Origin of the sequence: Streptomyces sp. NPDC093089 (assembly GCF_044754405.1) — a bacterium.
GTDB lineage: Bacteria > Actinomycetota > Actinomycetes > Streptomycetales > Streptomycetaceae > Streptomyces.
This window is the reverse complement of the sequence record NZ_JBIVPA010000002.1, coordinates 152,858-175,509: the sequence shown is the minus strand read 5'-3', so window position 1 is coordinate 175,509 and position 22,652 is coordinate 152,858. Positions and strand designations below refer to the sequence as shown.

Here is a 22,652-nt window from a genome sequence, read left to right as displayed (position 1 = left end):
CAACGCGGGCCCTCGCCTTCACCGGTGAGGGCCCGCGCGTTGCTGCACACGGGTTAGTACCGCCACGTTTAGGCCAAGGGGCTCGTTCACCTCACATGACTCTGCGTTCTCACGCGGGCATGGGCCTCCTCATGACCGCACTCGCGTCCGCCGCCCTGGCTTCTCCCGCCGCCGCCGTCGAGGCGCCGGTGATCGTCCCCCTCCAGGGCCTGGAGCCGGTCCTGCCGATGGACGCGCCGACCGTGGCGACCGGTGTTCCCGTCCCGATGCCGGGTGCGCCCACCGGCTTCCAGAAGGGCGTCGGCGCGCTGCCGGACGTCACGCTGCCCAGCGTGCCGCTCGCGGGCACCCTGCCGAACACCGTCGTCGACGCGCCGCTGCCCGAGGTCCTCAAGGACAGCGAGCCCGGTCGGGCGCTGCTCAGCAGCCCGCACTCGGAGATGAGGGCGGCCACCCCCGGCGCCGTCCTCGGCAACCCGCTGGAGGCTCCGCGCGGCAACGGGCTCGGCGGGCTGCCGGACCTGGCGAAGCCTCAGGTCGGTCTCCTCACCCCGGTGCTCAGCGGAGCCCTCGACCCCCAGCTGGGCGTCGCGCCGGCCGGGCACTGACGCCACCGCCCCCCGGGCGGGTGAAGACACGATTCTTCCCCGCCACCCCAGGGGCTCTCGCTCGTTGCAAGAAGAGGCTTGTCGCATGGCCGCGGCCCGCGGACCGAGGCCGTCCCGTCGCATCCGGCGGCGGACGGAATTTCGGCCCGCGGGCCATTCTTTCGATTTTCCTTCCTCCCGTTCGGCCCAATGGCCGTGACCCGGCCCGGATACGGGCGTTGAACGGGAATGACGGCCGTGATTCCTGCGGTCGCTTTCCATCCAAGGAGTTCTTGATGTCTCGCATCGCGAAGGCTGCCGCAGTTCTCGCCGGCACGGGTGCCGTTGCCCTCAGCGGAGCCGGCCTGGCCGTCGCCGACTCGGGCGCCGAGGCCGTCGCCGCCCACTCGCCCGGTGTCGCCTCCGGCAACGTGGTCCAGGTCCCGGTCCACGTCCCCGTGAACCTGTGCGGCAACACGGTCAACGTGATCGGTCTGCTGAACCCGGCGTTCGGCAACACCTGCATCAACGCCGACGGCGGCCACGGCAACGGTGACGGCGGCTACGGCGGCTGATCGCCCGTTCCACGCACGTGTCCCCCCGGCCCCCATCGGGCCGGGGGGACACGTGCGTGCGGAGGGGCTCACGCGTAGCGGTAGATCCTGCTGTGGTCGAACATCTCCGCCGGCGTCACGCCCCAGGGCGCCATCGGCTGGTGGCGGGCCGCGACCTTGCGGTACTGGGCGTCGCCCAGCGGCGGCGGCTCCGCGGGCAGGTAGGCGGCGCCGGGGTTGCGTTGCTGCCAGCGCGACCAGACCAGGTCGACGAAGGAGTGGTGCAGCCAGAAGACCGGGTCGTTCACGGAGCCGCCGCCGAGCATCAGCCCGCCGACCCAGCGGTGCACCCGGTTGTGGATCCGGAACCGCTCGTTGCCCCGGCCCGGCGCCCAGCCCTCCAGGCGGTTGCGGAAGCCGGAGGCGCTCGTCGAGTTCCAGGGCGCCACGTCGTACACCCGCTCCCGCATCACCTCGTCGAGCTGCGCCGCCGTCGGGAGGGCGATCGGGTCGCGGGGGCGGCCGAAGTCCCTGGTCAGGAAGCGGGTCTCGGTCATGGCGTACGTGATGTTCCACCGCCCGCGGGAGTGCGCGAACGGGCCGGTCATCACCTGGAGGTCGGCGCGGCGGCCGTTGCCGCCCATGAAGTCCTCGCCCCAGATCGAGGACGCCGGGCTGTTGTCGCGGGTCCAGTCCCAGTACGGCACGGAGACCGTCGGGTCGACGCGGCGCAGGGCCCGCTCGAACTCCAGCAGGAACCTGCGGTGCCAGGGCAGGAAGCTCGGCGTCATGTGGGCGATCCGGAGCCGGCCCTCCCCGTCGGCCGAGTAGTAGTCGATGTGGGTGCGGACGAAGTCGTCGTACACACCCGTCCGCTTGAGCTCCAGGACGGCGGCGACGAACTTCCGGCGCTCGGCGCCGGTCAGGTCGCGCTGGTTCTTACGCGTGTACACCACGCGGGCTCCCTCCCGTCGGGTCGGTGTGGACGCCGTGGGCGCCGGCGAACCGGGAGAGCCGGGAGGTGCCCAGCTCGTCCACGGCCGCGCGGGTCGCCTCCAGCGGCGTCGGGCAGGACTCGTAGTGGTCGATCGGGGTGACGTAACCGCCGTCGGCGCAGCGCATCAGGTGCAGCGGCCGGCCGTCGACGAGCGCCACGGGTCCGCCGTCCGGGCCGGTGAAGCCGAGCAGGCGGCGGCCGGCGTACATCTCGTCGAAGGCGTGCGGGTCGCGCGTGGCGCCCGACGGCGTGCGGGTCGCGATGCGGCCGAGGGCGCCGCCGGTGAAAGCGGTGACGGCCAGCGTGAAGAGGGACCGCAGTGCGACGCGGCGCGGGACGATCATGAGTGATCTCCTGGTGGTCGGCTAATGCCCTCAGGGCACAACGATGAAAACCCGCGTTCGTTGCGGCGGAAATGCCAGCGGCGTGAATGTCGGCCGTTCGAGTGAAAACGGCGCGGGGAAAGGGTGGTTGGAGCACTAGCATCCGATTCATGACCACTTCCAACGTCGTTTCCTCGGCGCGCAGCGCCTCTCCGCTGGGAACTCTCACGGTGATTCCGTGGTCCAGCGAGCCCTCCGCCGACTCGGCCGGCACGCCGTTCCTCATGGCGTACTCGCTCGGCGACGGCCGGGACGGGCCGGAGGCCGGTCAGCAGGCGATGCGGGCGGCCCTGGAGTCGATGGGCCTGTCCGTCGGCGACCGGCTCTTCGACCTGGAGAAGGACGCCGGGATCCACGCCACGCTGCTCGTCGAGGGCGGCTCGGCCGTCCTCAACATGCCCTTCCTGAAGGTGCAGTGCCCGGTGCCCGCCGAGTGGCAGAAGGCCGCCGGAGAGCGCGGGCAGGTCTACCTCATCTGCTCCGTGCGCCCGTGGCCCGAGGCGGTACCCGGCCGGCCGGTCGACGAGGAGCGGCTGCGGGCCTTCGTCTCCGACGAGGAGATGCTCGCGGACAGCGCCCACGTCCTGATGCCGGTCCGCCGCCTCCAGGGCTGAGCGGGAAGGGGGTCGCGTCATGGCGACGGTCAACGTACGGGGCGGGGTGCCGGGGCAGCGGCAGGACGGGGCCCCGCGGGAGGCGGCGGGGGCGGCGCACGGCGCGGGCCGGGCCTTCGCCTGGATGCTGATGGTCACCGGGGCGGCGGGCGTGCTCGCCGGCTGGGTGATCACGATCGACAAGTTCAAACTCCTGGAGGACCCCGGCTTCCAGCCCGGGTGCAGCCTGAACCCGGTCGTCTCCTGCGGCAACGTCATGAAGAGCGAGCAGGCGGCGGTCTTCGGCTTCCCCAACCCGATGCTCGGGCTCGTCACGTACGCCGTCGTCGTCGCCGTCGGGGCCGGGCTGCTCGCCGGGGCCCGCTACCGGGGCTGGCTGTGGCTCGGCCTGAACGCCGGGATGCTGTTCGGCGTGGGCTTCTGCGGCTGGCTGATGTACCAGTCGCTGTACGAGATCAACGCGCTCTGCCTGTGGTGCTGCCTGGCGTGGGTCGCGACCATCGTCATGTTCTGGTACGTCACCGCGCAGAACGTGCGCAACGGCGTCCTGCCCGCCCCGGCCGGGCTGCGGACCTTCTTCGGCGAGTTCGCCTTCGCCCCGCCCGTCCTGCACATCGGGATCATCGGGATGCTGATCCTGACCCGGTGGTGGGACTTCTGGACGAGCTGACGTGAACCCCTTCCGCTCCTGGCCGCGAGCCGCACCGACCGTGCTGCTCGCGGCCCTTCTCGTGCTCCTGCTCCTGGTCGTGCCCGACCGGCTCGCGCCGGGGGACCGGCACGCCGGCGGCGGGGCCGTGCCGACCCCGGACCCCGGGCCGCTGCCGGGGGTGCCGTCCGGCTTCTTCACCGGCTCCGACGAGGCCGGGGTGCGGCGGATCGCCGGGGTGCAGGCCTGGCTCGGCGGCGACGCGCTGAGCGTCGGGCACACGTACCTGCCGGGCGACCGCTGGTCCAACATCGAGGGACACCCGGCGCTCTTCGGGCCGTGGGCGCGCTGGAAGGCGGAGCGGCCCGGGCGCCTCTTCGTGCTGAACGTGCCGATGCTCGACCGCAACGAGGCGGGGCTGCCGGACGCCGAGGTGCGGGCCGGGCTGCGCCGCGGCGCCGCGGGCGACTTCGACGGGCACTTCCGCGTGCTGGGGGAGCGGCTGGTGGAGCACGGCCTCGGGGACGCGGTCCTGGTCCTGGGCTGGGAGATGAACGGCACCACGTACAGCCATCGCTGCGGGCCCGATCCGACGGCCTGGAAGGCGTACTGGCGGCGGGTGGTGGAGGTGCTGCGGGGGGTGGCGGGGCAGCGGTTCCGGTTCGACTTCACCCCGAGCCGGGGGCTCGACGCCGTGGCGTGGCCGCGCTGCTACCCCGGGGACGACGTCGTCGACATCATCGGCATGGACGCCTACGACCAGCCGGCGGGGCTGTCCTTCGAGGAGCAGGTGACCGAGGAGTACGGGCTGGAGCACCACGTGCGGTTCGCGGCGGCGCACGGGAAGCCGGTCTCCTACCCGGAGTGGGGGCTCTTCCGGAACGGGGACAACCCGGCGTACGTGCGGGGGATGCTCGACTGGTTCGCGGTGCACCGGCCGGTCTACCAGACGGTCACCGACTACTGCCCGCACGGGGTGTGGGGGTGCGCGGACAATCCGGAGTCGGCGCGGATCGTCAGGCGTGCCCTGGGGGCGCCGTCAGACCGCTCCTGAGGGTGTCGACCGTGCGGTTCAGGAGGGCGGGCAGGTCGTCGGCGCGGTCGCGCTCGGCCCAGTAGACGGCCGCCTCGCGCAGCGCTCCGAGGGCCGCCGCCGTGAAGATCCGTACCTCCAGGTCGTCGGCGTCCCGGCCGGTCCGCTCGGCGACGGCGCGGGCGAGGCGCCGGCCGGTCGCGGCGGTGGTCTCGGTGAGCCGGGCGCGTACGGAGGGGATCTCCACCATCAGCCGGGCGCGCAGCCGGGCCGCCTCGGGGTCCTCCGCGAAGGCGGCGCGGACGGCTTCGAGGACGACGGCGCGGAGCGATTCGAGGGGCTCCTCGCCGGCCGGGCGGGCGCGGAGCCGGGCCTCCATGACGGCGTCGTTCTCGTCGGTGAGGACGATGTCCTCGCGGACCGGGAAGTAGCGCACGACGGTGGAGACGGAGACTTCGGCGGCCTCGGCGATCCGTTCGAGGGTGGCGGCGTCCCAGCCCTGCTCGGCGGCGAGCCGGTAGGTGGCCGTCCGGATCGCCGCGCGGGTCTTCGCCTTCTTGCGTTCGCGCAGGCTCGGGAGGGGGCTGGGTTCGGCGGCCATGGATGGCATTGTCCCAGGTCAGGCGTGCTGGTAGGCGACCAGTGAGATGCCGACGTAGTGGACGATGAAGGCCGCGAGGGTCAGCGAGTGGAAGACCTCGTGGAAGCCGAACCAGCGCGGGGACGGGTTCGGGCGCTTCATGCCGTAGATGACGCCGCCCGCGCTGTAGAGCAGTCCGCCGACGACGACGAGGACGAGGACGGCGATGCCGCCCACGCGCATGAAGTCGGGCAGGAAGAAGACCGCGGCCCAGCCCATCGCGATGTAGCAGGGCGTGTACAGCCAGCGGGGCGCGCCGACCCAGAAGACGCGGAAGGCGATGCCGGCGAGGGCCGCCGCCCAGACCGCCCACATGAGCGGCTTCGCCGTGGAGTCGGGGAGCAGCAGCAGGGTGAGCGGGGTGTAGGTGCCCGCGATGATCAGGAAGATGTTGGCGTGGTCGAGGCGTCGGAGGACGGCCTCGCCGCGCGGTCCCCAGTTCCCCCGGTGGTAGAGCGCGCTGATGCCGAAGAGCATGCAGGCGGTGAGGACGTAGATCCCGCAGGCGATCCGGGCGCGGGGCGAGTCGGAGAGGGCGACGAGGACGAGACCCGCGACGATCACGGCGGGGAACATGCCCGCGTGCAGCCATCCCCTGAGCCGGGGCTTCGTCGGGAGCGACGTCGGGCGCTCGGTCGGGGTCACTTCCGGCGTGGCTGCAGTCATGGAAACGAATCGTACCTACGCCCCCGTAGGTGCCGGATGCGAGTGGCGATGCTCACGTGTGCACCCCCCTGGACATATGGGCGGATCCATCGGATGATCAAATGAGTGCGGTCGGCACCGGATGAGCAGCTACGAAGCATCCGGGTCGCGGCCCCCACGGGGCATACATCTAAAAAACCCCTCAACAAGGAGCAATCGTGGCGCGCGACAACGCGGCTCCCACCACCGTCCCCACCCAGCACCAGGAGCTCGTCTCCTGGGTGAACGAGATCGCCGAGATCACCCAGCCGGACGACATCGTCTGGTGCGACGGGTCCGAGGCCGAGTACGAGCGCCTGTGCGAGGAGCTCGTCGCCAAGGGGACCTTCACGAAGCTCGACCCGGTCAAGCGCCCGAACTCGTACTACGCCGCCTCCGACCCGACCGACGTCGCGCGCGTCGAGGACCGGACCTTCATCTGCTCCGAGAAGGAGGAGGACGCGGGCCCGACCAACCACTGGAAGGCCCCGGCCGAGATGAAGGAGCTCTTCGCGGGCTCCGAGGGCATCTTCCGCGGCTCCATGCGCGGCCGCACCATGTACGTCGTGCCCTTCTGCATGGGCCCGGTCGGCTCCCCGCTCTCCGCCATCGGCGTCGAGATCACCGACTCCGCGTACGTCGCCGTCTCGATGCGCACCATGACCCGCATGGGCCAGGCCGTCCTCGACGAGCTGGGCACCGACGGCTTCTTCGTCAAGGCCGTCCACACCCTCGGCGCCCCCCTGGAGGAGGGCCAGGAGGACGTGCCGTGGCCCTGCAACTCCACCAAGTACATCTCGCACTTCCCCGAGACCCGCGAGATCTGGTCGTACGGCTCCGGCTACGGCGGCAACGCCCTGCTCGGCAAGAAGTGCTACGCGCTCCGCATCGCGTCCGTCATGGCGCGTGACGAGGGCTGGCTCGCCGAGCACATGCTGATCCTCAAGCTGACCCCGCCGCAGGGCGAGGCCAAGTACGTCGCCGCCGCGTTCCCGTCGGCCTGCGGCAAGACCAACCTGGCCATGCTGGAGCCGACGATCTCCGGCTGGACCGTCGAGACCATCGGCGACGACATCGCCTGGATGCGCTTCGGCGAGGACGGCCGCCTCTACGCGATCAACCCCGAGGCCGGCTTCTTCGGCGTCGCGCCCGGCACCGGCGAGCACACCAACGCCAACGCCATGAAGACCATGTGGGGCAACTCCGTCTTCACCAACGTCGCCCTCACGGACGACGGCGACGTGTGGTGGGAGGGCATGACCGAAGAGCTGCCCAAGCACCTCACGGACTGGAAGGGCAACGACTGGACGCCGGAGTCCGAGACCCCGGCCGCCCACCCGAACGCCCGCTTCACCGTGCCGGCCGGGCAGTGCCCGATCATCGCGCCGGAGTGGGAGGACCCGAAGGGCGTGCCGATCTCGGCGATCCTCTTCGGCGGCCGCCGCGCCTCCGCCGTCCCGCTGGTCACCGAGTCCTTCGACTGGAACCACGGTGTCTTCCTCGGTGCGAACGTCGCCTCCGAGAAGACCGCCGCCGCCGAGGGCAAGGTCGGCGAGCTGCGCCGCGACCCGTTCGCCATGCTGCCGTTCTGCGGCTACAACATGGGCGACTACATGGCCCACTGGGTCAAGGTGGGTGCGAACGCCGACGCCGCGAAGCTGCCGAAGATCTACTACGTGAACTGGTTCCGCAAGAACGACGCCGGCAAGTTCGTCTGGCCCGGCTTCGGCGAGAACAGCCGCGTCCTGAAGTGGATCGTCGAGCGCCTCGACGGCAAGGCCGAGGGCGTCGAGACCCCGATCGGCATCCTGCCGACCCCGGAGTCCCTCGACACCGAGGGCCTGGACCTGCCGGCCGAGGACCTGGAGTTCCTCCTCAAGGTCGACCGTGACGTGTGGCGCGAAGAGGCCGCCCTCGTCCCCGACCACCTGAACACCTTCGGCGACCACACGCCGAAGGAGCTGTGGGACCAGTACAACGCGCTCGTGGAGCGCCTCGGCTAGTCCCCCCGAGACTCGTGGTGGGTTGCCCCGAAACACCGCCCTGACCAGTGGGGTCACGACGGCCCACCACGACGCAACCGGCCCCCGGAGCCCCCTCAGGCTCCGGGGGCCGGCGCACGTCCGGGGCCGGACGTCACAGGATCCGCTGGTCGCTCCCGGACTCGACGGTGGCGATCGCACGGCGGCAGGCGTCGCGGAAGCCGAGGAAGCGGGGGTTGTTCCAGTTCGCGATGCGGCCGCTCCTCGTCCTGTAGTTCGCCTCGTCGGTGCCGAAGAGGGACACCCGCATGTCCTCGGTGATCTCCAGCTGGGCGCCCTTGCCGAGGAGGGTCCTGTTGCAGATGTTCTTCTCGTACGCGCCGGCGTAGTCGGCCAGCTGGACCTTGTAGTTGTCGGACAGGGCGTCGATCGCGCGGAACCCCGCGGTGTTCAGCTCGTACACCAGGGCGTCCCGGAACACCTTGTTGAGGCCGCCCACGATCACCAGCCTCCGGTCGGCCTGCGCGGGCCAGATCGCCGTCTCGTCCAGGTGCAGGTCGTCGTACGAACAGCCGTGCAGGCTCAGCACGTTGAAGTGGGTCGTGGCGAGCACGTTCGCGACGTGGTCGTTGCAGTTCACCGAGGTGACGTGCAGCTGGCGGTTGTTCTCCGAACGCATCCCCTCGAACATCCAGTAGTCGTGGACCTTGGGAAGCAGCGACGGCTTGAGCGGGTCCGTCACGTCCGAGGGGTCGTATCCCGCGATGGCCAGGCAGAGTTCGGAGGTGCCCCGCTCGATCTGGCCGCCGTGGATGGCCATGACCGCCGTTCTCGCCGTGTACTTGTCCCACTTCGACAGGTAGCCGTCCGACTGGTCGTGGCGACGGTAGCGGCGGCCGTAGTCGACGCCCTCCTCGACGGGGTTGGCCGTGCTCGTGTACAGGTCGATGTAGTCGTCGTACACGTCGTTCTCCCCCGTGGCGAGAGCAGGGGAGGCGGCGGAGAGCTGGCCGAGGAGCGGGGCGCCCGCCGTCGCGGCCGCCGCCAGGGCGGTGAGGACCGTGCGGCGGGACGCGTTGCGCTTCGAGAATGTCATGATCGAAACATAGTTCGCACCCCAACTGCGCACACTAGGAACCCCGCTCCTCCACATACCGGGTGTGGGTCTCCTGGCGGACCGCCTCCGCGTCGCGCAGGGCGGCGGCGATCGCCGCCGCCTCCTCGTGGAGCGCCGCCACCTGGCGTTCCAGGTGGACTTCCGGCGGCTCGGTGCCCGGCGTGAACCGCGACCACCACCGGGTCCGTACGAAGGTGTCGACGGCCTCCGGGAGGTCCTGCCGCACCGCGCGGGCGAGCACGTGCAGGTGCTCCGGATCGCTCACCCAGCCCGGTTCGAGCAAGGCCTCGACCAGGGTGTCGAGCGCGGACACCCGCTCGCGGGTGGACGGCGGCAGCTCCACCTCGACGAGGTACGCCCGGAGGGCGGCGAAGTCGACCCGCAGGGCGTCGAGTTGCTCGTCCGCGTTCGGGAAGTGCGGGGTGTCGGGGCGTTCGGGCGGTGCGATCAGGGCCCCCGCCCCGTACAGGGCCGCGACGACGACCGGCCACAGCGGGCCCGCCGCGCCGGTGAGGGCGAGGGCGAGGCCGGCCAGGCCGCAGGCGCAACCCGTGAGGTTCTTGCGGGACTCGGCGTACCGCAGGAGGCGGTTACTGGTAGCCACGGATCTCCTCGAAGGCGCCGTCGAGCGAGCCCTTGGTGGCGTCGAAGAGCCGTCCGCCGGTCAGGTTCGCGATGTGGTCGAGCTCGCCGCGGTCGGAGTCGCCGAAGAGGATCGGGAAGACCGGGGTGCGCCGCTGCTCGGCCGGGAGGGAGCGGTGGAAGGCGTCGAAGGCGGAGGCCGGGTCGCCGTCGGTGTTCTCGCCGTCCGTCATCAGGACGACGGAGGTGAAGGTGTCGCCCGGGGTCCTGCCGAGGAAGCGGTAGGCCTCCTGGACGCTGGAGTAGATCGCGGTGCCGCCGGAGGCCGTGAGGCCGCGGGCGTCGGACCTGAGGGCGTCGAGCGCGGCCTTCGGCGAGGCCGGGTCGACCGTGTGCGTACGGACCTCGTCCTGCTTCACGGTCGAGCCGAAGGGCATCAGCGTGACCTCCTCCCGGTCCCGGAAGTCACCGGTCAGCTCGGCGAGCGCGGACTTCAGCCGGTCGAGCCGGTCGCCGCTCATGGAACCCGAGGTGTCGAGCACGTACACCGTCCGGGAGGGCCTGCGGAGGGTGTTGTCGTACGCGTCGAGCAGGCCGTCGGCGACCGCCCGGCTGCCGGGGAACGGCAGCTCGCGCCGCTGGTCCCGGGCGAGCGCCGCCGCCGGATCGACCCCGGCGACCACCGGGCGGCGCAGCGTGGACCCGGTGATCCGCTCCTGCACGGCCGGGGTGCGGAGGTGGTCGGTGAGGCGGCGGGCCGCGTCCTTCGCCTCCGGGCGGGCCGAGGCGAGGAGCGTGAACGGGTAGTCCGCGGTGACGACCCCGTCGGTCGGGCGGATCACCGTCAGCCGCTCGGACGGGAACGAGGTCAGGAGCACCGACTCGTAGTTGACGAGCGCGTCGACGTCGGGGCGGCGGCCGTACGCGGTCGCCAGCCAGCCGGAGGAACCCGAGGTCAGCTTCTGCCCGGTGAAGAACTCCTTGAGCTTCGGGGTGGCCCGCCGGACGTCCGCCTGGGTGAGCGCGGACTGCGCGCCGGAAAGACCCGAGGAGACCGAGACGAGCGCGGAGAAACCGGAGTTGGAGCGCTTCGGGTCGGTCATGCCGTACGTCAGCTCGCCGTCGGTGACGGCCTCGTGCAGCTGCGACCAGGTCACCTTCGCCGGGTCCCAGCCGAGCCGGGTCACGGTGGCGGGCCGCACCCCGAGGGCCACCGGGGACGTCATGATCGACGTCTCGCCGGCGATCTTCTTCGCGGTGTCGGGGCGCAGCCGCAGGTAGTCGTTGGAGGAGAGCCAGACGGCGTCGTACGCCTTGTCGGCCTCGCCGGACGCGATCCGCTCGGCGGCGTCGAGCGTGCCCGCGTAGGTCAGGCGGACGGCGACGCCGGTCGACCGGCGGGCCGAGTCCAGGATCGGCTCCATGTCGGCCAGTTCGGACGAGGCGAGGACCCGGAGGGTGCCCGGGGCGAACTCCGTGCCGTGCTCGTCGGGCCGGTCGGTCCCGTCGACGCCGGAGCAGGCGCCGGCGAGGAGCGCGAGCGCGAGGGCGGCGGTCGCGCCGCGGGCGGCACGCGAGGTTCCGGAGCGCCCCCGCCCGCCCGCGATGCGGGCGACGGTGCCGGCCGCGGTGCGGCGCAGGCGGGCGGTGACGCGGCGGGCGGGGCGGGCGGGACGGGTCATCCGAGGCCGCCTTCGAGGGAGCCGGTGCGACGGCTGCGGTCCAAGTGGGCGCTCGCCTCCTTGAGTTCGCCGGTGAGCGATTCGACCGTCGCCGCCATGGACTCCGTCGCCCGGACCTTGTACGTGTCGATGGCGTCGAGCGTCCGGTAGATCTGCTGGAACGCGGTGCGCAGCGTCTCCGCGCCCACCGCCGGGTCGGCGGCGATCCGCTGGATCTCGCCGGCCTGGGTGGCCAGCATCTCGGCGTTGCCCCGGATCAGGTCCTCGGTCGTCGACCGCAGCACGTTCACCTGCTCGGTCACCTTGCGCTGGTTCTCCAGCGCGGAGGCGAGCATCACCGCGATCCGCAGCGCCGACAGGGTGGTCGTCGCCGCCCGGTCCACGCCCTTGATCAGCTCGTCGTTGTTGCGGCGCACCACGTCCATCGCCAGGTATCCCTGGGCGCAGACGGCGAGTTGGGTGAGCAGGTCCTGGTGCTTCTGCCGGACGGGGAAGAGGACGTCGGCGCGGAGCGCGTCCGCCTGGGCCGGGTCCGGGGTGAGGGCGATGCGCTCCTCCACCGCGCCGTCGAGGGCCTCGGTGAGCACCGCGTACTCCTGGAGCTTGCCCATGGTCTCCCACAGCCGGCCCCGCTCGGTCTGCAACGCGGCGTTGTCACGGCGCAGTTCGTCCTGGCCGCCGCGGAGCGACCCGACGATCCGGTTCAGGGTGGCCTGCGAGGAGGCGTACTTGGCGACGTGGTCGCGGAACCTGTTCCCGCCGGGCAGCTTGGCGAGGAGGCGGCGGGCGCCCTTGCCGGGAGCGTCCCGGGGGTCCAGGTCCTCCACCGTGCGGCGGAGTTCGACGAGCGAGGTGCCGACCCTGGCCTGGGCGTCCCCGCCGCCCTGACCGAGCGAGCGGACCGTGCGGTCCAGCATCCGGTTCGACTGCTGGGCGGCGGAGCGCATCTCACCGGCGCCGAGCGCCGCGATCTCGCCGATGCGGCCCGCGAACTCGGGGGAACGCGGGTCGAGTCCGGACAGCGAGCCGACGTACTCGGCGGCCCGGCGGGACATCTCCGTACGGACGGAATCGTCGAGCGGCACGAGGCCGGAGGCCTGCTCGGCGCGGACGACCGGCACGGGCTCGGGCGGCGTGAGGACGAGCGGGACGTCCTGCTCGGGCGGCGTCAGGGCCATCGTTCTTCTCGGGTCCTCGGGCGTGGTCATGCGGTGTCCCCCTGGTCGCGGGCCCGCAGCGCCATCTCGTGCAGCACCACGCTGGTGGGCACGGGCGCCTGGCGGACTCCGCTCAATGTCTGGTTGAGGTAGGTGGAGTGGCTGTTCGTGGCGGTGGTGAACTCGCTCGCCGCGCCCTGCGGCCGGAAGCCGTGACGGACCGCGAGCCTGCGCAACTCGGGGTCGTTGGAGAGGAGTTCGCCGAGCGCCCGGCCGTTCTCGGTGAGCGGGACGAGCGTGTGGTCGCTGTTGACCGTGGTGTCCGGGTAGAGGACGACGAGGTCGCCCATGGGGCGGCCCGCGAGCAGCTGGGCGGCGACCTGGGACTCGTACACGAGGACGAGCGGGTTGCCGACGCCGCTGACGAAGTCCCGGAAGGGCCCGTCCGACGAGGTCTGCTGGGCGCCCTGCACCTGGACCAGCTTGCGCAGCAGGGGCGCGGTGCGGGTGACGGCGGCCTTGTCGCCCGCGACCCGCCCGCCGTCCGCGACGTAGCTCGCGGCGGCGAGGTAGAGGGCGCCGGAGTTGGAGGCGACCGGGTCGGTGGAGGCGATGAAGAGGGTGCCGCTCAGCTCGGCGTGGCCGGCCGAGCCCTTGAGCTGCTGCCAGGTCCGGTCGGCCCGGGCCGCGTCCAGGTAGGCGTTCATCTTCAGGGTGCCGCTCGTCCCGCGCGGGCCGAGGGTCGCCAGGCCGTTGTCGGCGAGGACCCGGGCGGCGGCGCTGTGCGCGACGACGACGAGCGGCGAGTAGAAGGGCCGCAGCGGGGTCGTGGCCGCCTTGTCCTTGGTCTTGGCCGCCGCCTTGGCGCGCAGCTCGTCGGCCGGCCCCTTGGAGGAGGGGAAGGCGAAGTCGTAGCCGTCGAGGGGCAGTTCCTCCATGTCCCAGGACCCGGAGGTCTCGGTGCCCACGGTGAAGCCCTTGTCGGCCAGGGCCTTCACCACGTGGGGGTCGGCGAAGAACTCGGCCTTCTCCGACCCGATGACTCCTCGCACGGTCTTCGTTGCCGTGCCTGTGTCCTTGTCGCCGCCCGTCACGAGGACGGCGGCCACGCCGCCGAGGAGCAGGACGGCCAGGACGATTCCCAGGATGCGTCTCACGCGGGCAGAGTGCTCGCGGAAACCCACATTCCAGGGGGAGTCGGGTGTACGGCGGGTGAAGTGCCGATCCCGGTACCGAACCGGAGCGAGGCGTGCCGTATCCCGGGGGTTCCGGTGGCTCCCGGTGGGGTGGGTGCGCGATGGGGTGGCCGCACGGCCGGGTGGGCGCGCGGCCGGTCGGTCGGACGGCGGCCGGTCGGGTGTGCGGCCGGTCGGTCGGGTGGGCGCCCGGTCGGATGGCGCTCGGTCGGACGGCTCCCCGTCGGGTGGGTGGCTCCCGGTCCGCGCGGTTCGTGCCGCGCGGACCGGGGCCGTCAGGGGGCGGCGACCGGGGTGTCCCCGGTCAGTGCCGCGGTGTGCGCGTCCATGCGCCCGGCGGCGAGGATCGCGGCGGCCGTGTCGGCCCGGGAGGCGGCGACGACCAGTGCGCGGCCCGCGAGGGCGTGCGCCTTGCGGTGCATGTCCGGCGCGGACGAGCCGCTCAGGCCCGCGTGCCGCGCGGGCGGTGCGCCGCGCAGCCGCGCCACCTGCCGGGCGATGAGCTCGCCGGCCTCCGTGTCGCCGAGCTCATCGGTGACGGCGAGCAGGGCGGCGAGGTGTCCGGCGAGCTGGATGTCCAGCTCCTCCTCGCGGGAGCGGTGCGGATACGCGTGGTCGTCGTCGGCCATCCGGTGGACCGACTTGGTGCGGATCGGTTCGTACATGGATGGCCTCCTGATTGCTCGAAAGCCATCCTAGCTTAGATTCGGTCTAAAGTTGAGTGCTGTCCGATTGCTGTCCGGGTGTCGGTCGAGTGTCGGCCCTACGGCTGGCTGTAGCCGTCCAGGAACCGGCCGATGCGTGTCACCGCGTCCGCCAGGTCGGCCGCCGCCGGCAGTGTGACGATCCGGAAGTGGTCCGGCTCGTGCCAGTTGAAGCCCGTCCCGTGCACGACCATGATCTTCTCGGCCCGCAGCAGGTCGAGGACCATCTGCCGGTCGTCCTTGATCTTGTAGACGTTCGGGTCGAGACGCGGGAACAGGTACAGCGCGCCCTTCGGCTTCACGCACGTCACGCCCGGGATCTGCGTCAGCAGCTCGTACGCCGTGTCCCGCTGCTCCAGGAGCCGCCCGCCGGGCTGCACCAGGTCCTCGATCGACTGCCGGCCCTGCAGCGCGGCGGCCACCGCGTGCTGCGCCGGCATGTTCGCGCAGAGGCGCATGTTCGCGAGGATCGTGAGGCCCTCGATGTACGAGGACGCGTGGTGCTTCGGGCCGCAGACCGCGAGCCAGCCGGAGCGGAAGCCCGCCACCCGGTAGTTCTTGCTCATCCCGTTGAAGGTGAGGCAGAGGAGGTCGGGGGCGATCGCGGCGGTCGGGGTGTGCGTGGCGCCGTCGTAGAGGATCTTGTCGTAGATCTCGTCCGAGCAGACCACCAGGCCGTGGCGCCGGGCGATCTCCGTCAGACCGCGCAGCATCTCGTCGTCGTAGACCGCGCCCGTCGGGTTGTTCGGGTTGATGATCACGATCGCCTTGGTGCGGTCGGTGATCTTCCGCTCGATGTCCGCCAGGTCCGGCATCCAGTCCGCCTGCTCGTCGCAGCGGTAGTGCACGGCCGTGCCGCCCGCGAGTGACACCGAGGCCGTCCACAGCGGATAGTCCGGAGCCGGGACGAGGACCTCGTCGCCGTCGTCGAGGAGCGCCTGCATCGCCATCTGGATCAGCTCGGAGACGCCGTTGCCCAGGTAGATGTCCTCGACCGAGAGGGGGATGCCCTTGGTCTCGTAGTGGCTCATGATCGCCCGGCGGGCCGACAGCAGGCCCTTCGCGTCGCCGTAGCCGTGTGCCTCGGAGAGGTTGCGCAGCACGTCCTCGAGGATGGCCGGCGGGCACTCGAAGCCGAAGGCGGCCGGGTTGCCCGTGTTGAGCTTGAGGATGCGATGACCCGCGGCCTCAAGCCGCATCGCCTCTTCGAGCACCGGGCCCCGGATTTCGTAACAGACGTTGGCGAGCTTCGTGGACTGGATCACCTGCATGTCGAGAGCTTACGGCGGGGTGGGCGGGGACGCCTCGTGTTTTGGGACACGTCGGACACCCCGGCATGTCGCCACGACGCCGGAAGCTTGTCCGGAATGTGTGTGGACTCGCACTACGGTGTCGTGCTCCCTACAATGCGCGCACATGAGCCACCAGGACAACAGCGTCTTCGTCGATGCTTCGGGGCGACGTGGCCGCACGGTGCGGTGGGCGACTGCCGGAGTGGGCGTCGCGTGCCTCGGCTTCCTCGCCGTCGTCGTCGCCGGATCCTTCGGTGCCGGCCCCACGGGAGGCCCCCTCCCCTGGGCGGACGACGAGAAGCGGGACGCCCCGGCGCTCATCCAGCCGGAGTCCACGGAGTCCGGGGACCCGGACGGCACGCCGCAGCGCACGGCCACCCCGGGCCCCACCGCCCGGGCCTCCGACGCTCCGGCCGAGGCGACGCCCTCGGCCGAGACGACGACCACGCGCCCGACTCCGACGAGCGGCACCTCCACCACCACGGTGGCCCCCGGGCCGACGGCCACGTCCGGCACGGGCGGGGGCAACTCCGGCGACGGCCCCGGCAAGGCCGACGAGGCGCCCGGCGCCACGAAGCGACCCAAGTGACCGGCGGCGCACACGACGGTCACGGGTACGACGACCACGGACACCACGGACACCACGGCCGCGGACACGGAGGACCGGGTTTCGAAGGGCCCGGGTACACAGGGTCCGGCTACGGCGGCCACGGACAACAGGGCCCCGGGTATCCGGCTCCCCAGGACGGAGAGCAGGCGTACGGGTACGGCGGCCACGGACAACAGGGCCCCGGGCATCCGGCTCCCCAGGACGGAGAGCAGGCGTACGGGTACGGCGACGGCTACGCCTACGCCTACGAGCAGCCGGTTCAGCCGGTCCGCCCCCTCCAGCCCGGACACCTCGTCCACCCGGGGGAGCCCGGCCCGGCGTACACGTACGAGCGGGGTGACGCGTTCGCGGCCCCGGAGCCGTATCCCGCCCCTCACGACGACCCGTACACGGCGCATCCGGTGACGGGCGGACACGAGGCCCACGAGGGCCCCGCCCCGCGGGTCCGTCCCGCCGCGGCGGCCCCCTCCGGCCCGTCCGGCGGCCCCCGCACGCGGCACGCGCTGCGCAAGGACCCCCGCGCCCACTGGGCGATGCTCTGCCTGATCCTGCTCGTGGCCGCCACGGCCCTCGTCTTCGCCGGCTACGGGCGCCACGACATAGCCGCCACCGGCGCGCCGCAGGCGCACTGCCCGACCGCACCCGAGACGCGGGGCGAAGGGCCCGTCGTCCAGGTGGACCGGAACGGCATCGTGCGAAGTGCCACCCCGCCCGACGGCACCGTGGCACTCACCTACGACGGCGGGCCGAGCCCGGAGTGGACCCCGCGCCTCCTCGACGTCCTCGCGGCCGGGCACGCGAAGGCGACGTTCTTCCTGACCGGCTCCGAGGCCGCGGCCCACCCCGACCTCGTCCGGCGCATCGTCACCGAAGGCCACGAGCTCGGCTCGCACACGTACACCGACATCGACCTCGCCCAGGTCTCGGCCACCCGTGCCGACCTGGAGCTGTCCTTCGCCCAGAACGCGCTCGCCGCGAGCACCGGCCTCGGCACCCGTCTGCTGCGGCTGCCCCACACCACCGGGCTCGCCACGCTCTGCGAGGGCCAGTGGGAGGCCGGGCAGCGCGCCGCGCGGGCCGGCTACGTCCTCGTGGCCTCAGACGGGAAGTCCGTCCTCCAGCTCACCGGCTCCCCGCAGGCCGTCGACGAGACCGGGGAACTCCTCGCGCGCGCCGGCGGCACCACCCGCCACACCTCGGTCGGCGAGGCCCTCGGCCTCACCGACACCACGTACCACGTCTCGACGCTCGCCGAATGGAAGGGCGCCGCCTTCGTCCAGGCGCAGAACGGCTCCCGCGCCTTCGCCGACGCCATGAACTGGCTGCTCGTCGTGGCCGGCGTCATCACCGCGGTCCGGCTCGTGCTCCTCCTCGGCGTCGCCCGCGTCCACGTCCGCCGCACCCGCTCCCGGCGCCGCCGCGGCGCACCCCGGCTGCCTCCCGTCACCGAGCCGGTCTCGATCCTCGTGCCCGCGTACAACGAGGAGGCGGGGATCGAGGCGACGGTCCGCTCCCTGCTCGCATCGACGTACGAGGAGATCCAGGTCGTCGTCATCGACGACGGTTCGTCCGACCGCACGTTCGAGATCGCCGAGTCCATCGACGATCCGCGGGTGATGGTGGTGCGACAGCCCAACGCGGGCAAGGCCGCCGCCCTCAACACCGGCCTCGCCTGGGCCCACCACGACGTCATCGTGATGATCGACGGCGACACCGTCTTCGAGCCCGACGCCGTCCGCCGCCTGGTCCAGCCGCTCGCGGACCCCCGCGTCGGCGCCGTCAGCGGCAACACCAAGGTCGGCAACCGGCAGGGCGTCCTGGGCCGGTGGCAGCACCTCGAGTACGTGATCGGCTTCAACCTCGACCGGCGCATGTACGACGTCCTGGAGTGCATGCCCACCGTCCCGGGTGCCATCGGCGCCTTCCGCAGGGACGCGCTGGCCGGTGTCGGCGGGGTCAGCGAGGACACGCTCGCCGAGGACACGGACCTCACGATGGCGCTGTGCCGGGCCGGCTGGCGCGTCGTCTACGAGGAGTCCGCCATCGCCTGGACCGAGGCCCCCGCCACGGTCCGGCAGCTGTGGAAGCAGCGCTACCGGTGGTGCTACGGCACCCTCCAGGCGATGTGGAAGCACCGCAGGGCGGTCGTCGAGGGCGGCCAGTCCGGCAAGCTCGGCCGCCGCGGCCTCCTCTACCTGCTGCTCTTCCAGACCGTGCTGCCCCTGCTCGCCCCGCTGGTCGACGTCTTCGCCGTCTACGGGCTGCTCTTCCAGGAGCCCGGACAGGCCCTGGGCGTGTGGCTCGGCTTCACGGCGGTACAGGTCGGCACGGCCGTGTACGCGCTCCGCCTGGATCGCGAACGGTTCGAGCCGATCTGGACCCTGCCCTTGCAGATCGTGGTCTACCGCCAGCTGATGTACCTGGTCGTCGTCCAGTCCGTGGTCACGGCGCTCCTCGGCAGCCGGCTTCGCTGGCACCGGATGCAGCGCACGGGCACCGCGACCGAGACGCTCGACCGTACGGCCGCCGTGGAGCACTCCACGGCGGGATAGGTTGGCACGTCATGTGGGTTCTCAGTGCCTCCGGATGCCGGTGGCTGGGTGCGGCCGGGTCGCTCGCCGTCGCCGTCGGCGGATACGCGGCCGGCGCGCTTCCCGTGCTCGGCGGCGGCCCGCTGTGGCAGTCGCGCGACACCGCCCTCGCCACGGCCGGCGCCGTCCTCGCCTACCTCGGCCTGACCCTGCTGGTCGCCGCCTGGTGGCGGTACGGGGTGCTGCTCGCCCGGGGCGCACGGGACCGGGTGCTCGCCACCCTCTGCTGCTGGGCCGCACCGCTGCTCCTCGCCCCGCCGCTGCACAGCGCGGACGTGTACAGCTACATCGCCCAGGGCGGGATGGTCCTCGAAGGACACGACGTCTACGGCGCCGGGCCGTCCGTCCTCGCCCCCGGCGACCTCGGCGCCGACGCCGCGGCGAGCGTCGGCGGGAACTGGACCGACACCCCCGCGCCGTACGGGCCCGTCTTCCTCCTCCTCGCCGAGGCCGTGGTCGAGTTGACCGGCGGGGCGATCGTGCCCGCCGTCCTCGGGACGCGGCTCGTCGCGCTCGGCGCGCTCGCGCTGATCGTCTGGGCGGTACGGGGGCTGGCGGACAGGGCTGGTGGGGGCGGCGGGGCTGGTGCGGCTGGCGGTTCCGGTGGGGCCGACGGTTCCGGTGGGGCGTTGTGGCTGGCCGTGCTCAACCCGCTGCTGCTCGTGCACGTCGTCGGTGGCGTGCACAACGACGGCCTGATGATCGGGCTCATGCTGAGCGGAGTGCTGCTCGCCGTGCGCGGGCGGTGGGTGTTCGGCTGCGTCCTGGTCGGCCTCGCGATGATGGTCAAGTCGCCGGCGGCGGTCGCGCTGCTCTTCATCGGCGTCATGATCGCGCGCCGGGACGGGGGCGTACGCGGTGTCGTGAAGGGCCTCGTCCTGCCGGGGCTCGTCGCGGGCGGCGTGGCCGCCGGGGCGACCCTCGCGGCCGGGACCGGGTTCGGCTGGCTCCGCACCCAGAGCGTCGCCGGGGCCATTCACACCCCGCTCTCCCTCACCAGCGACCTCGGCCTCGCCCTCGGCACGCTCCTCGCCGACGACCCCGACCCCGTCAAGGCCGTCGTGCAGAAGCTCGGCCTGCTCGCGGCCCTCGCGATCATCGCCGCGCTCGCCTGGCGGGCCCGGTGCGGCCGGATCGACCCCGTCCTCGGGCTCGGTCTCTCCCTCGTCGCCCTGGTCGCGCTCTCGCCCATGGTCCAGCCCTGGTACCTGCTGTGGGGCACCGTCGTCGTCGCCGCGGTCGCCTGGCACAGCCGGGCGGGGCAGGTCCTCGCCGTCCTCTCCGCGGCGCTCGCGTACGAGACGGCGCCGTCGGGCCACACGCCCTGGTACGGGTTCGTGATCGCCGCCGGCGTGCTCGTGCTCGGGCTGGCGTGGATGCGGCGGGAGCCGTGGCCGGCGGGCGGGGCGGTGGGTGCGGGGGCGTGTCCCGAGGGCGTGCGGTCCCGGTAGCGTCCGGCGGCATGACGCGTGTGTGGATCCTCCCGGTGCTGCTGGTGGTCTGTGGTGTGCTCGTCGCGACCGGGAAGGCCCTCGACGGGAGCCCCGGTGGGGCCGCCGGCTTCTTCCTGCTGTTCGCGCTGCTCGCGTGCGTGGCCTCGCCACTGGTGTTTCCCCGGTCCGTCGGGGCGGCGGAGGCGGCGCTGCGGGCGGCGGTCGACGGGCGGCCGGTCGTCTACTGGCGGCCGGGCTGCGCGTACTGCCTGCGGCTGCGGGTGAGGCTCGGGGTGCGGGGGCGGAGGGCGTACTGGGTGAACATCTGGCGGGATGCGGAGGGGGCGGCGGTGGTGCGGGGGGTCACTGGTGGGGATGAGACGGTGCCGACGGTGGTGGTCGGGTCGGAGGTCCGGGTGAATCCGGATCCTGCTTGGGTGCGGGCGCGGCTTTAGGGGCCGGGGCGCGGACGCCGTTCCGTTGTGACCACCCGTTCCGCCTGGGGGTCCCCCCCCGGACGGAGTCTGGGGGAGGAGCGGTTGCCCGCTACGGGAGGGATCAGGGCGCTGGGGTTCGGCGGATGGCGCGGCCGGCGAGGGTGCTGGTGCGGGTGTGGTCCTCGATGACGAACTGGCCGTCGATGAGGACGTGGGGGATGCCGGTGGGGAGGGTGCGGGGGGAGGCGTAGGTGGCGCGGGAGGCGATGGTGGCGGGGTCGAAGAGGACGAGGTCGGCGCGGTAGTGCTCGCGGACGAGGCCGCGGTCGGGGAGGCGGAGGCGGGCGGCGGGGCGGGAGGTGAGGTGGGCGACGCATTCCTCCAGGGAGAGGACGCCGAGGTCGCGGACGTAGCGGCCGAGGTACTCGGGGAAGGTGCCGTAGGCGCGGGGGTGGGGCTTGAGGCCCTGGAGGATGCCGTCGGAGCCGCCGGTGTGGACGCGGTGGCGCATGATCGCCCGGACGTTCTCCTCGTGGCCGACGTGCTGGAGGATCGTGGTGCCGAGCCGGTCGTCGATCAGGAGGCGGCGGGCGGTGGCCCAGGAGTCGACGCGGCGGCCGACGTGGTCCGCGAGGGCGGGGTCGGCGACGCCGGAGATCTCGACGGTGTCCCAGTCGACCGGCACGCCGTGGCAGCCGTCCGAGCCGAGTTCCTCCAGGTGGTGGCGGATGCGTTCCGCGGCCGTGTCGTCCCCGAGGCGGGCGAGGACGGCCTCGGGGCCGCCTTCGCTCGCCCAGCCGGGGAGGAGGGCGACGAGGGTCGTGCAACCGGGGGTGTACGGGTACGTGTCGAGGCTGATGTCCGCGCCGGCGTCGAGGGCCTCGTCGAGGAGGGCCAGCAGTTCGGGCGCCCGGCCCTCGTTGACGCCGAAGTTCATGGTGGCGTGGGCGAGGTGGAGGGGGCAGCCCGCCTCCCGGGTGAGGGCGACCATCTCCTCGTACGCCCGGAGCGCGCCGGCGCCGTACGAGCGGTGGTGCGGGCAGTAGTAGCCGCCGTACCGGGCCACGACGCGGCAGAGTTCGGTGAGCTCGGAGTCCGGCGCGTACATGCCGGGGGTGTAGGTGAGGCCGGAGGACATGCCGACCGCGCCCTGTTCGAGGCCCTCCGCGACGAGCCCGCGCATCCGGTCGAGCTCGGCCTCGGTCGCGGGGCGGTCCTCCCAGCCCATCGCGTACATCCGGACCGTGCCCTGGGGGACGAGGTACGCGGCGTTGACCGCGATCCCCCGACCCCCGTGGGCCCCGTCGAGGCGGTCCAGGTACTCGCCGACCGTGCGCCAGTCGAGTTCGAGGTCGGACCCGTCGCCGTTCCAGCCGGTGATGGCCCGCCGTACCTCCGCGAGCGTCCGGTCGTCGACGGGGGCGTACGACAGGCCGTCCTGGCCCAGGACCTCGAGGGTGACGCCCTGCGCGGCCTTCGCGCTGTGGTCCGGGTCGCGGAGCAGCGCGAGGTCGCTGTGGGCGTGCATGTCGACGAAGCCGGGGGAGAGGACGAGGCCCTCGGCGTCCAGGACGCGGCGGCCGGTGGGGCGCTGGCAGCCGGCGGCCGCGCCCTCCTTGACGATCGCGGCGATGCGGCCGCGGTCGATCGCCACGTCGGCCCGGTAGGAGGGGCCGCCGCTGCCGTCGACGACCTCCGCGTCGCGGATGACGAGTTCCATGGCTGGGC

Annotated in this window: 22 protein-coding genes; 10 read left to right on the top strand and 12 right to left on the bottom strand. The window is 72.6% G+C overall.

The features are described from left to right. The first annotated feature begins 95 nt into the window (after positions 1-95). Positions 96-608 (top strand): hypothetical protein, encoded by a 513-nt coding sequence (locus ACIQFX_RS04340; protein WP_402458833.1) that lies wholly within the window; start codon positions 96-98, stop codon positions 606-608. A 275-nt stretch (positions 609-883) separates the two neighbouring features. Next, a complete protein-coding gene (locus ACIQFX_RS04335; protein ID WP_367821431.1) occupies positions 884-1,162 on the top strand; it encodes a chaplin in 279 nt (92 codons plus the stop codon). A gap of 68 nt (positions 1,163-1,230) precedes the next feature. Here the strand turns inward: ACIQFX_RS04335 and ACIQFX_RS04330 are convergent, their stop codons facing one another. Further along, positions 1,231-2,097, bottom strand: coding sequence for a tyrosinase family protein (locus ACIQFX_RS04330; protein WP_402458831.1), 867 nt, complete (start codon positions 2,095-2,097; stop codon positions 1,231-1,233). Then, positions 2,081-2,482 (bottom strand): tyrosinase family oxidase copper chaperone, encoded by a 402-nt coding sequence (locus ACIQFX_RS04325; protein WP_402458829.1) that lies wholly within the window; start codon positions 2,480-2,482, stop codon positions 2,081-2,083. The genes ACIQFX_RS04330 and ACIQFX_RS04325 overlap by 17 nt, the downstream gene beginning before the upstream one ends. 149 nt (positions 2,483-2,631) lie before the next feature. Here ACIQFX_RS04325 and ACIQFX_RS04320 point away from each other — a divergent pair, with 149 nt between their 5' ends. From ACIQFX_RS04320 to ACIQFX_RS04310, 3 genes are read left to right on the top strand one after another with little or no spacing between them, the layout of a single operon-like run. Then, complete coding sequence (locus ACIQFX_RS04320; RefSeq protein ID WP_402458828.1) at positions 2,632-3,135, top strand: DUF5949 family protein; 504 nt, start codon at positions 2,632-2,634, stop codon at positions 3,133-3,135. A gap of 19 nt (positions 3,136-3,154) precedes the next feature. Continuing rightward, positions 3,155-3,805, top strand: coding sequence for a vitamin K epoxide reductase family protein (locus ACIQFX_RS04315; protein WP_402458826.1), 651 nt, complete (start codon positions 3,155-3,157; stop codon positions 3,803-3,805). A 1-nt stretch (position 3,806) separates the two neighbouring features. Next, positions 3,807-4,838, top strand: coding sequence for a glycoside hydrolase family 26 protein (locus tag ACIQFX_RS04310; RefSeq protein ID WP_402458824.1), 1,032 nt, complete (start codon positions 3,807-3,809; stop codon positions 4,836-4,838). Here the strand turns inward: ACIQFX_RS04310 and ACIQFX_RS04305 are convergent. Then, on the bottom strand, positions 4,801-5,418 hold the full coding sequence (locus tag ACIQFX_RS04305) for a TetR family transcriptional regulator (protein WP_402458823.1): 618 nt from the start codon (positions 5,416-5,418) through the stop codon (positions 4,801-4,803). The genes ACIQFX_RS04310 and ACIQFX_RS04305 overlap by 38 nt on opposite strands. An 18-nt stretch (positions 5,419-5,436) precedes the next feature. Beyond that, a complete protein-coding gene (locus ACIQFX_RS04300; protein WP_402458822.1) occupies positions 5,437-6,123 on the bottom strand; it encodes a hemolysin III family protein in 687 nt (228 codons plus the stop codon). A 197-nt stretch (positions 6,124-6,320) separates the two neighbouring features. Between ACIQFX_RS04300 and ACIQFX_RS04295 the strand changes: the two genes are divergently transcribed. Beyond that, on the top strand, positions 6,321-8,144 hold the full coding sequence (locus ACIQFX_RS04295; protein WP_402458820.1) for a phosphoenolpyruvate carboxykinase (GTP): 1,824 nt from the start codon (positions 6,321-6,323) through the stop codon (positions 8,142-8,144). A gap of 133 nt (positions 8,145-8,277) precedes the next feature. Here the strand turns inward: ACIQFX_RS04295 and ACIQFX_RS04290 are convergent, their stop codons facing one another. The 7 genes from ACIQFX_RS04290 to ACIQFX_RS04260 form a co-directional block, all read right to left on the bottom strand. Beyond that, entirely contained in the window at positions 8,278-9,219 is a 942-nt protein-coding gene (locus ACIQFX_RS04290; RefSeq protein ID WP_402458818.1) for a poly-gamma-glutamate hydrolase family protein, read from the bottom strand. 34 nt (positions 9,220-9,253) lie between these two features. Next, positions 9,254-9,844, bottom strand: coding sequence for a hypothetical protein (locus tag ACIQFX_RS04285; protein WP_402458816.1), 591 nt, complete (start codon positions 9,842-9,844; stop codon positions 9,254-9,256). Then, positions 9,831-11,504 carry a substrate-binding domain-containing protein gene (locus ACIQFX_RS04280; protein WP_402458815.1) on the bottom strand — a complete coding sequence of 558 codons (1,674 nt, stop codon included), beginning with the start codon at positions 11,502-11,504 and terminating at the stop codon, positions 9,831-9,833. Before ACIQFX_RS04280 ends, ACIQFX_RS04285 begins: the two co-directional genes overlap by 14 nt. Then, complete coding sequence (locus tag ACIQFX_RS04275; RefSeq protein ID WP_402458813.1) at positions 11,501-12,712, bottom strand: toxic anion resistance protein; 1,212 nt, start codon at positions 12,710-12,712, stop codon at positions 11,501-11,503. The genes ACIQFX_RS04280 and ACIQFX_RS04275 overlap by 4 nt, the downstream gene beginning before the upstream one ends. After that, positions 12,709-13,845 carry a hypothetical protein gene (locus tag ACIQFX_RS04270; protein ID WP_402458812.1) on the bottom strand — a complete coding sequence of 379 codons (1,137 nt, stop codon included), beginning with the start codon at positions 13,843-13,845 and terminating at the stop codon, positions 12,709-12,711. Before ACIQFX_RS04270 ends, ACIQFX_RS04275 begins: the two co-directional genes overlap by 4 nt. A gap of 287 nt (positions 13,846-14,132) precedes the next feature. Next, positions 14,133-14,522, bottom strand: a complete 390-nt coding sequence (locus tag ACIQFX_RS04265) for a hypothetical protein (RefSeq protein WP_402458810.1) — start codon at positions 14,520-14,522, stop codon at positions 14,133-14,135. Between the two features lie 98 nt (positions 14,523-14,620). Continuing rightward, positions 14,621-15,832 (bottom strand): pyridoxal phosphate-dependent aminotransferase, encoded by a 1,212-nt coding sequence (locus tag ACIQFX_RS04260; protein ID WP_402458808.1) that lies wholly within the window; start codon positions 15,830-15,832, stop codon positions 14,621-14,623. A gap of 145 nt (positions 15,833-15,977) precedes the next feature. On the opposite strand from ACIQFX_RS04260, the gene ACIQFX_RS04255 reads away from it, so the two are divergent. From ACIQFX_RS04255 to ACIQFX_RS04240, 4 genes are read left to right on the top strand one after another with little or no spacing between them, the layout of a single operon-like run. Next, positions 15,978-16,442 (top strand): hypothetical protein, encoded by a 465-nt coding sequence (locus ACIQFX_RS04255; RefSeq protein ID WP_402458807.1) that lies wholly within the window; start codon positions 15,978-15,980, stop codon positions 16,440-16,442. Then, positions 16,439-19,015 (top strand): bifunctional polysaccharide deacetylase/glycosyltransferase family 2 protein, encoded by a 2,577-nt coding sequence (locus ACIQFX_RS04250; RefSeq protein WP_402458805.1) that lies wholly within the window; start codon positions 16,439-16,441, stop codon positions 19,013-19,015. Before ACIQFX_RS04255 ends, ACIQFX_RS04250 begins: the two co-directional genes overlap by 4 nt. An 11-nt stretch (positions 19,016-19,026) precedes the next feature. Further along, positions 19,027-20,505, top strand: a complete 1,479-nt coding sequence (mptB, locus tag ACIQFX_RS04245) for a polyprenol phosphomannose-dependent alpha 1,6 mannosyltransferase MptB (protein WP_402458803.1) — start codon at positions 19,027-19,029, stop codon at positions 20,503-20,505. 11 nt (positions 20,506-20,516) lie between these two features. Next, complete coding sequence (locus ACIQFX_RS04240) at positions 20,517-20,942, top strand: glutaredoxin domain-containing protein (protein ID WP_402458801.1); 426 nt, start codon at positions 20,517-20,519, stop codon at positions 20,940-20,942. A gap of 103 nt (positions 20,943-21,045) precedes the next feature. Here ACIQFX_RS04240 and ACIQFX_RS04235 read toward each other — a convergent pair whose 3' ends face one another. Next, positions 21,046-22,644 carry an amidohydrolase family protein gene (locus tag ACIQFX_RS04235; protein WP_402458799.1) on the bottom strand — a complete coding sequence of 533 codons (1,599 nt, stop codon included), beginning with the start codon at positions 22,642-22,644 and terminating at the stop codon, positions 21,046-21,048. Positions 22,645-22,652: the final 8 nt, after the last annotated feature.

Bases quoted from the DNA above. Each gene is read 5' to 3' on its own strand.
- ACIQFX_RS04300 (WP_402458822.1), bottom strand. From the start codon at position 6,123: ATGACTGCAGCCACGCCGGAAGTGACCCCGACCGAGCGCCCGACGTCG.
- ACIQFX_RS04335 (WP_367821431.1), top strand. From the start codon at position 884: ATGTCTCGCATCGCGAAGGCTGCCGCAGTTCTCGCCGGCACGGGTGCC.
- ACIQFX_RS04255 (WP_402458807.1), top strand. From the start codon at position 15,978: ATGAGCCACCAGGACAACAGCGTCTTCGTCGATGCTTCGGGGCGACGT.
- ACIQFX_RS04340 (WP_402458833.1), top strand. From the start codon at position 96: ATGACTCTGCGTTCTCACGCGGGCATGGGCCTCCTCATGACCGCACTC.
- ACIQFX_RS04290 (WP_402458818.1), bottom strand. From the start codon at position 9,219: ATGACATTCTCGAAGCGCAACGCGTCCCGCCGCACGGTCCTCACCGCC.
- ACIQFX_RS04280 (WP_402458815.1), bottom strand. From the start codon at position 11,504: ATGACCCGTCCCGCCCGCCCCGCCCGCCGCGTCACCGCCCGCCTGCGC.
- ACIQFX_RS04260 (WP_402458808.1), bottom strand. From the start codon at position 15,832: ATGCAGGTGATCCAGTCCACGAAGCTCGCCAACGTCTGTTACGAAATC.
- ACIQFX_RS04240 (WP_402458801.1), top strand. From the start codon at position 20,517: ATGACGCGTGTGTGGATCCTCCCGGTGCTGCTGGTGGTCTGTGGTGTG.
- ACIQFX_RS04315 (WP_402458826.1), top strand. From the start codon at position 3,155: ATGGCGACGGTCAACGTACGGGGCGGGGTGCCGGGGCAGCGGCAGGAC.
- ACIQFX_RS04275 (WP_402458813.1), bottom strand. From the start codon at position 12,712: ATGACCACGCCCGAGGACCCGAGAAGAACGATGGCCCTGACGCCGCCC.
- ACIQFX_RS04305 (WP_402458823.1), bottom strand. From the start codon at position 5,418: ATGGCCGCCGAACCCAGCCCCCTCCCGAGCCTGCGCGAACGCAAGAAG.
- mptB (WP_402458803.1), top strand. From the start codon at position 19,027: ATGTGGGTTCTCAGTGCCTCCGGATGCCGGTGGCTGGGTGCGGCCGGG.
- ACIQFX_RS04320 (WP_402458828.1), top strand. From the start codon at position 2,632: ATGACCACTTCCAACGTCGTTTCCTCGGCGCGCAGCGCCTCTCCGCTG.
- ACIQFX_RS04235 (WP_402458799.1), bottom strand. From the start codon at position 22,644: ATGGAACTCGTCATCCGCGACGCGGAGGTCGTCGACGGCAGCGGCGGC.
- ACIQFX_RS04325 (WP_402458829.1), bottom strand. From the start codon at position 2,482: ATGATCGTCCCGCGCCGCGTCGCACTGCGGTCCCTCTTCACGCTGGCC.
- ACIQFX_RS04265 (WP_402458810.1), bottom strand. From the start codon at position 14,522: ATGTACGAACCGATCCGCACCAAGTCGGTCCACCGGATGGCCGACGAC.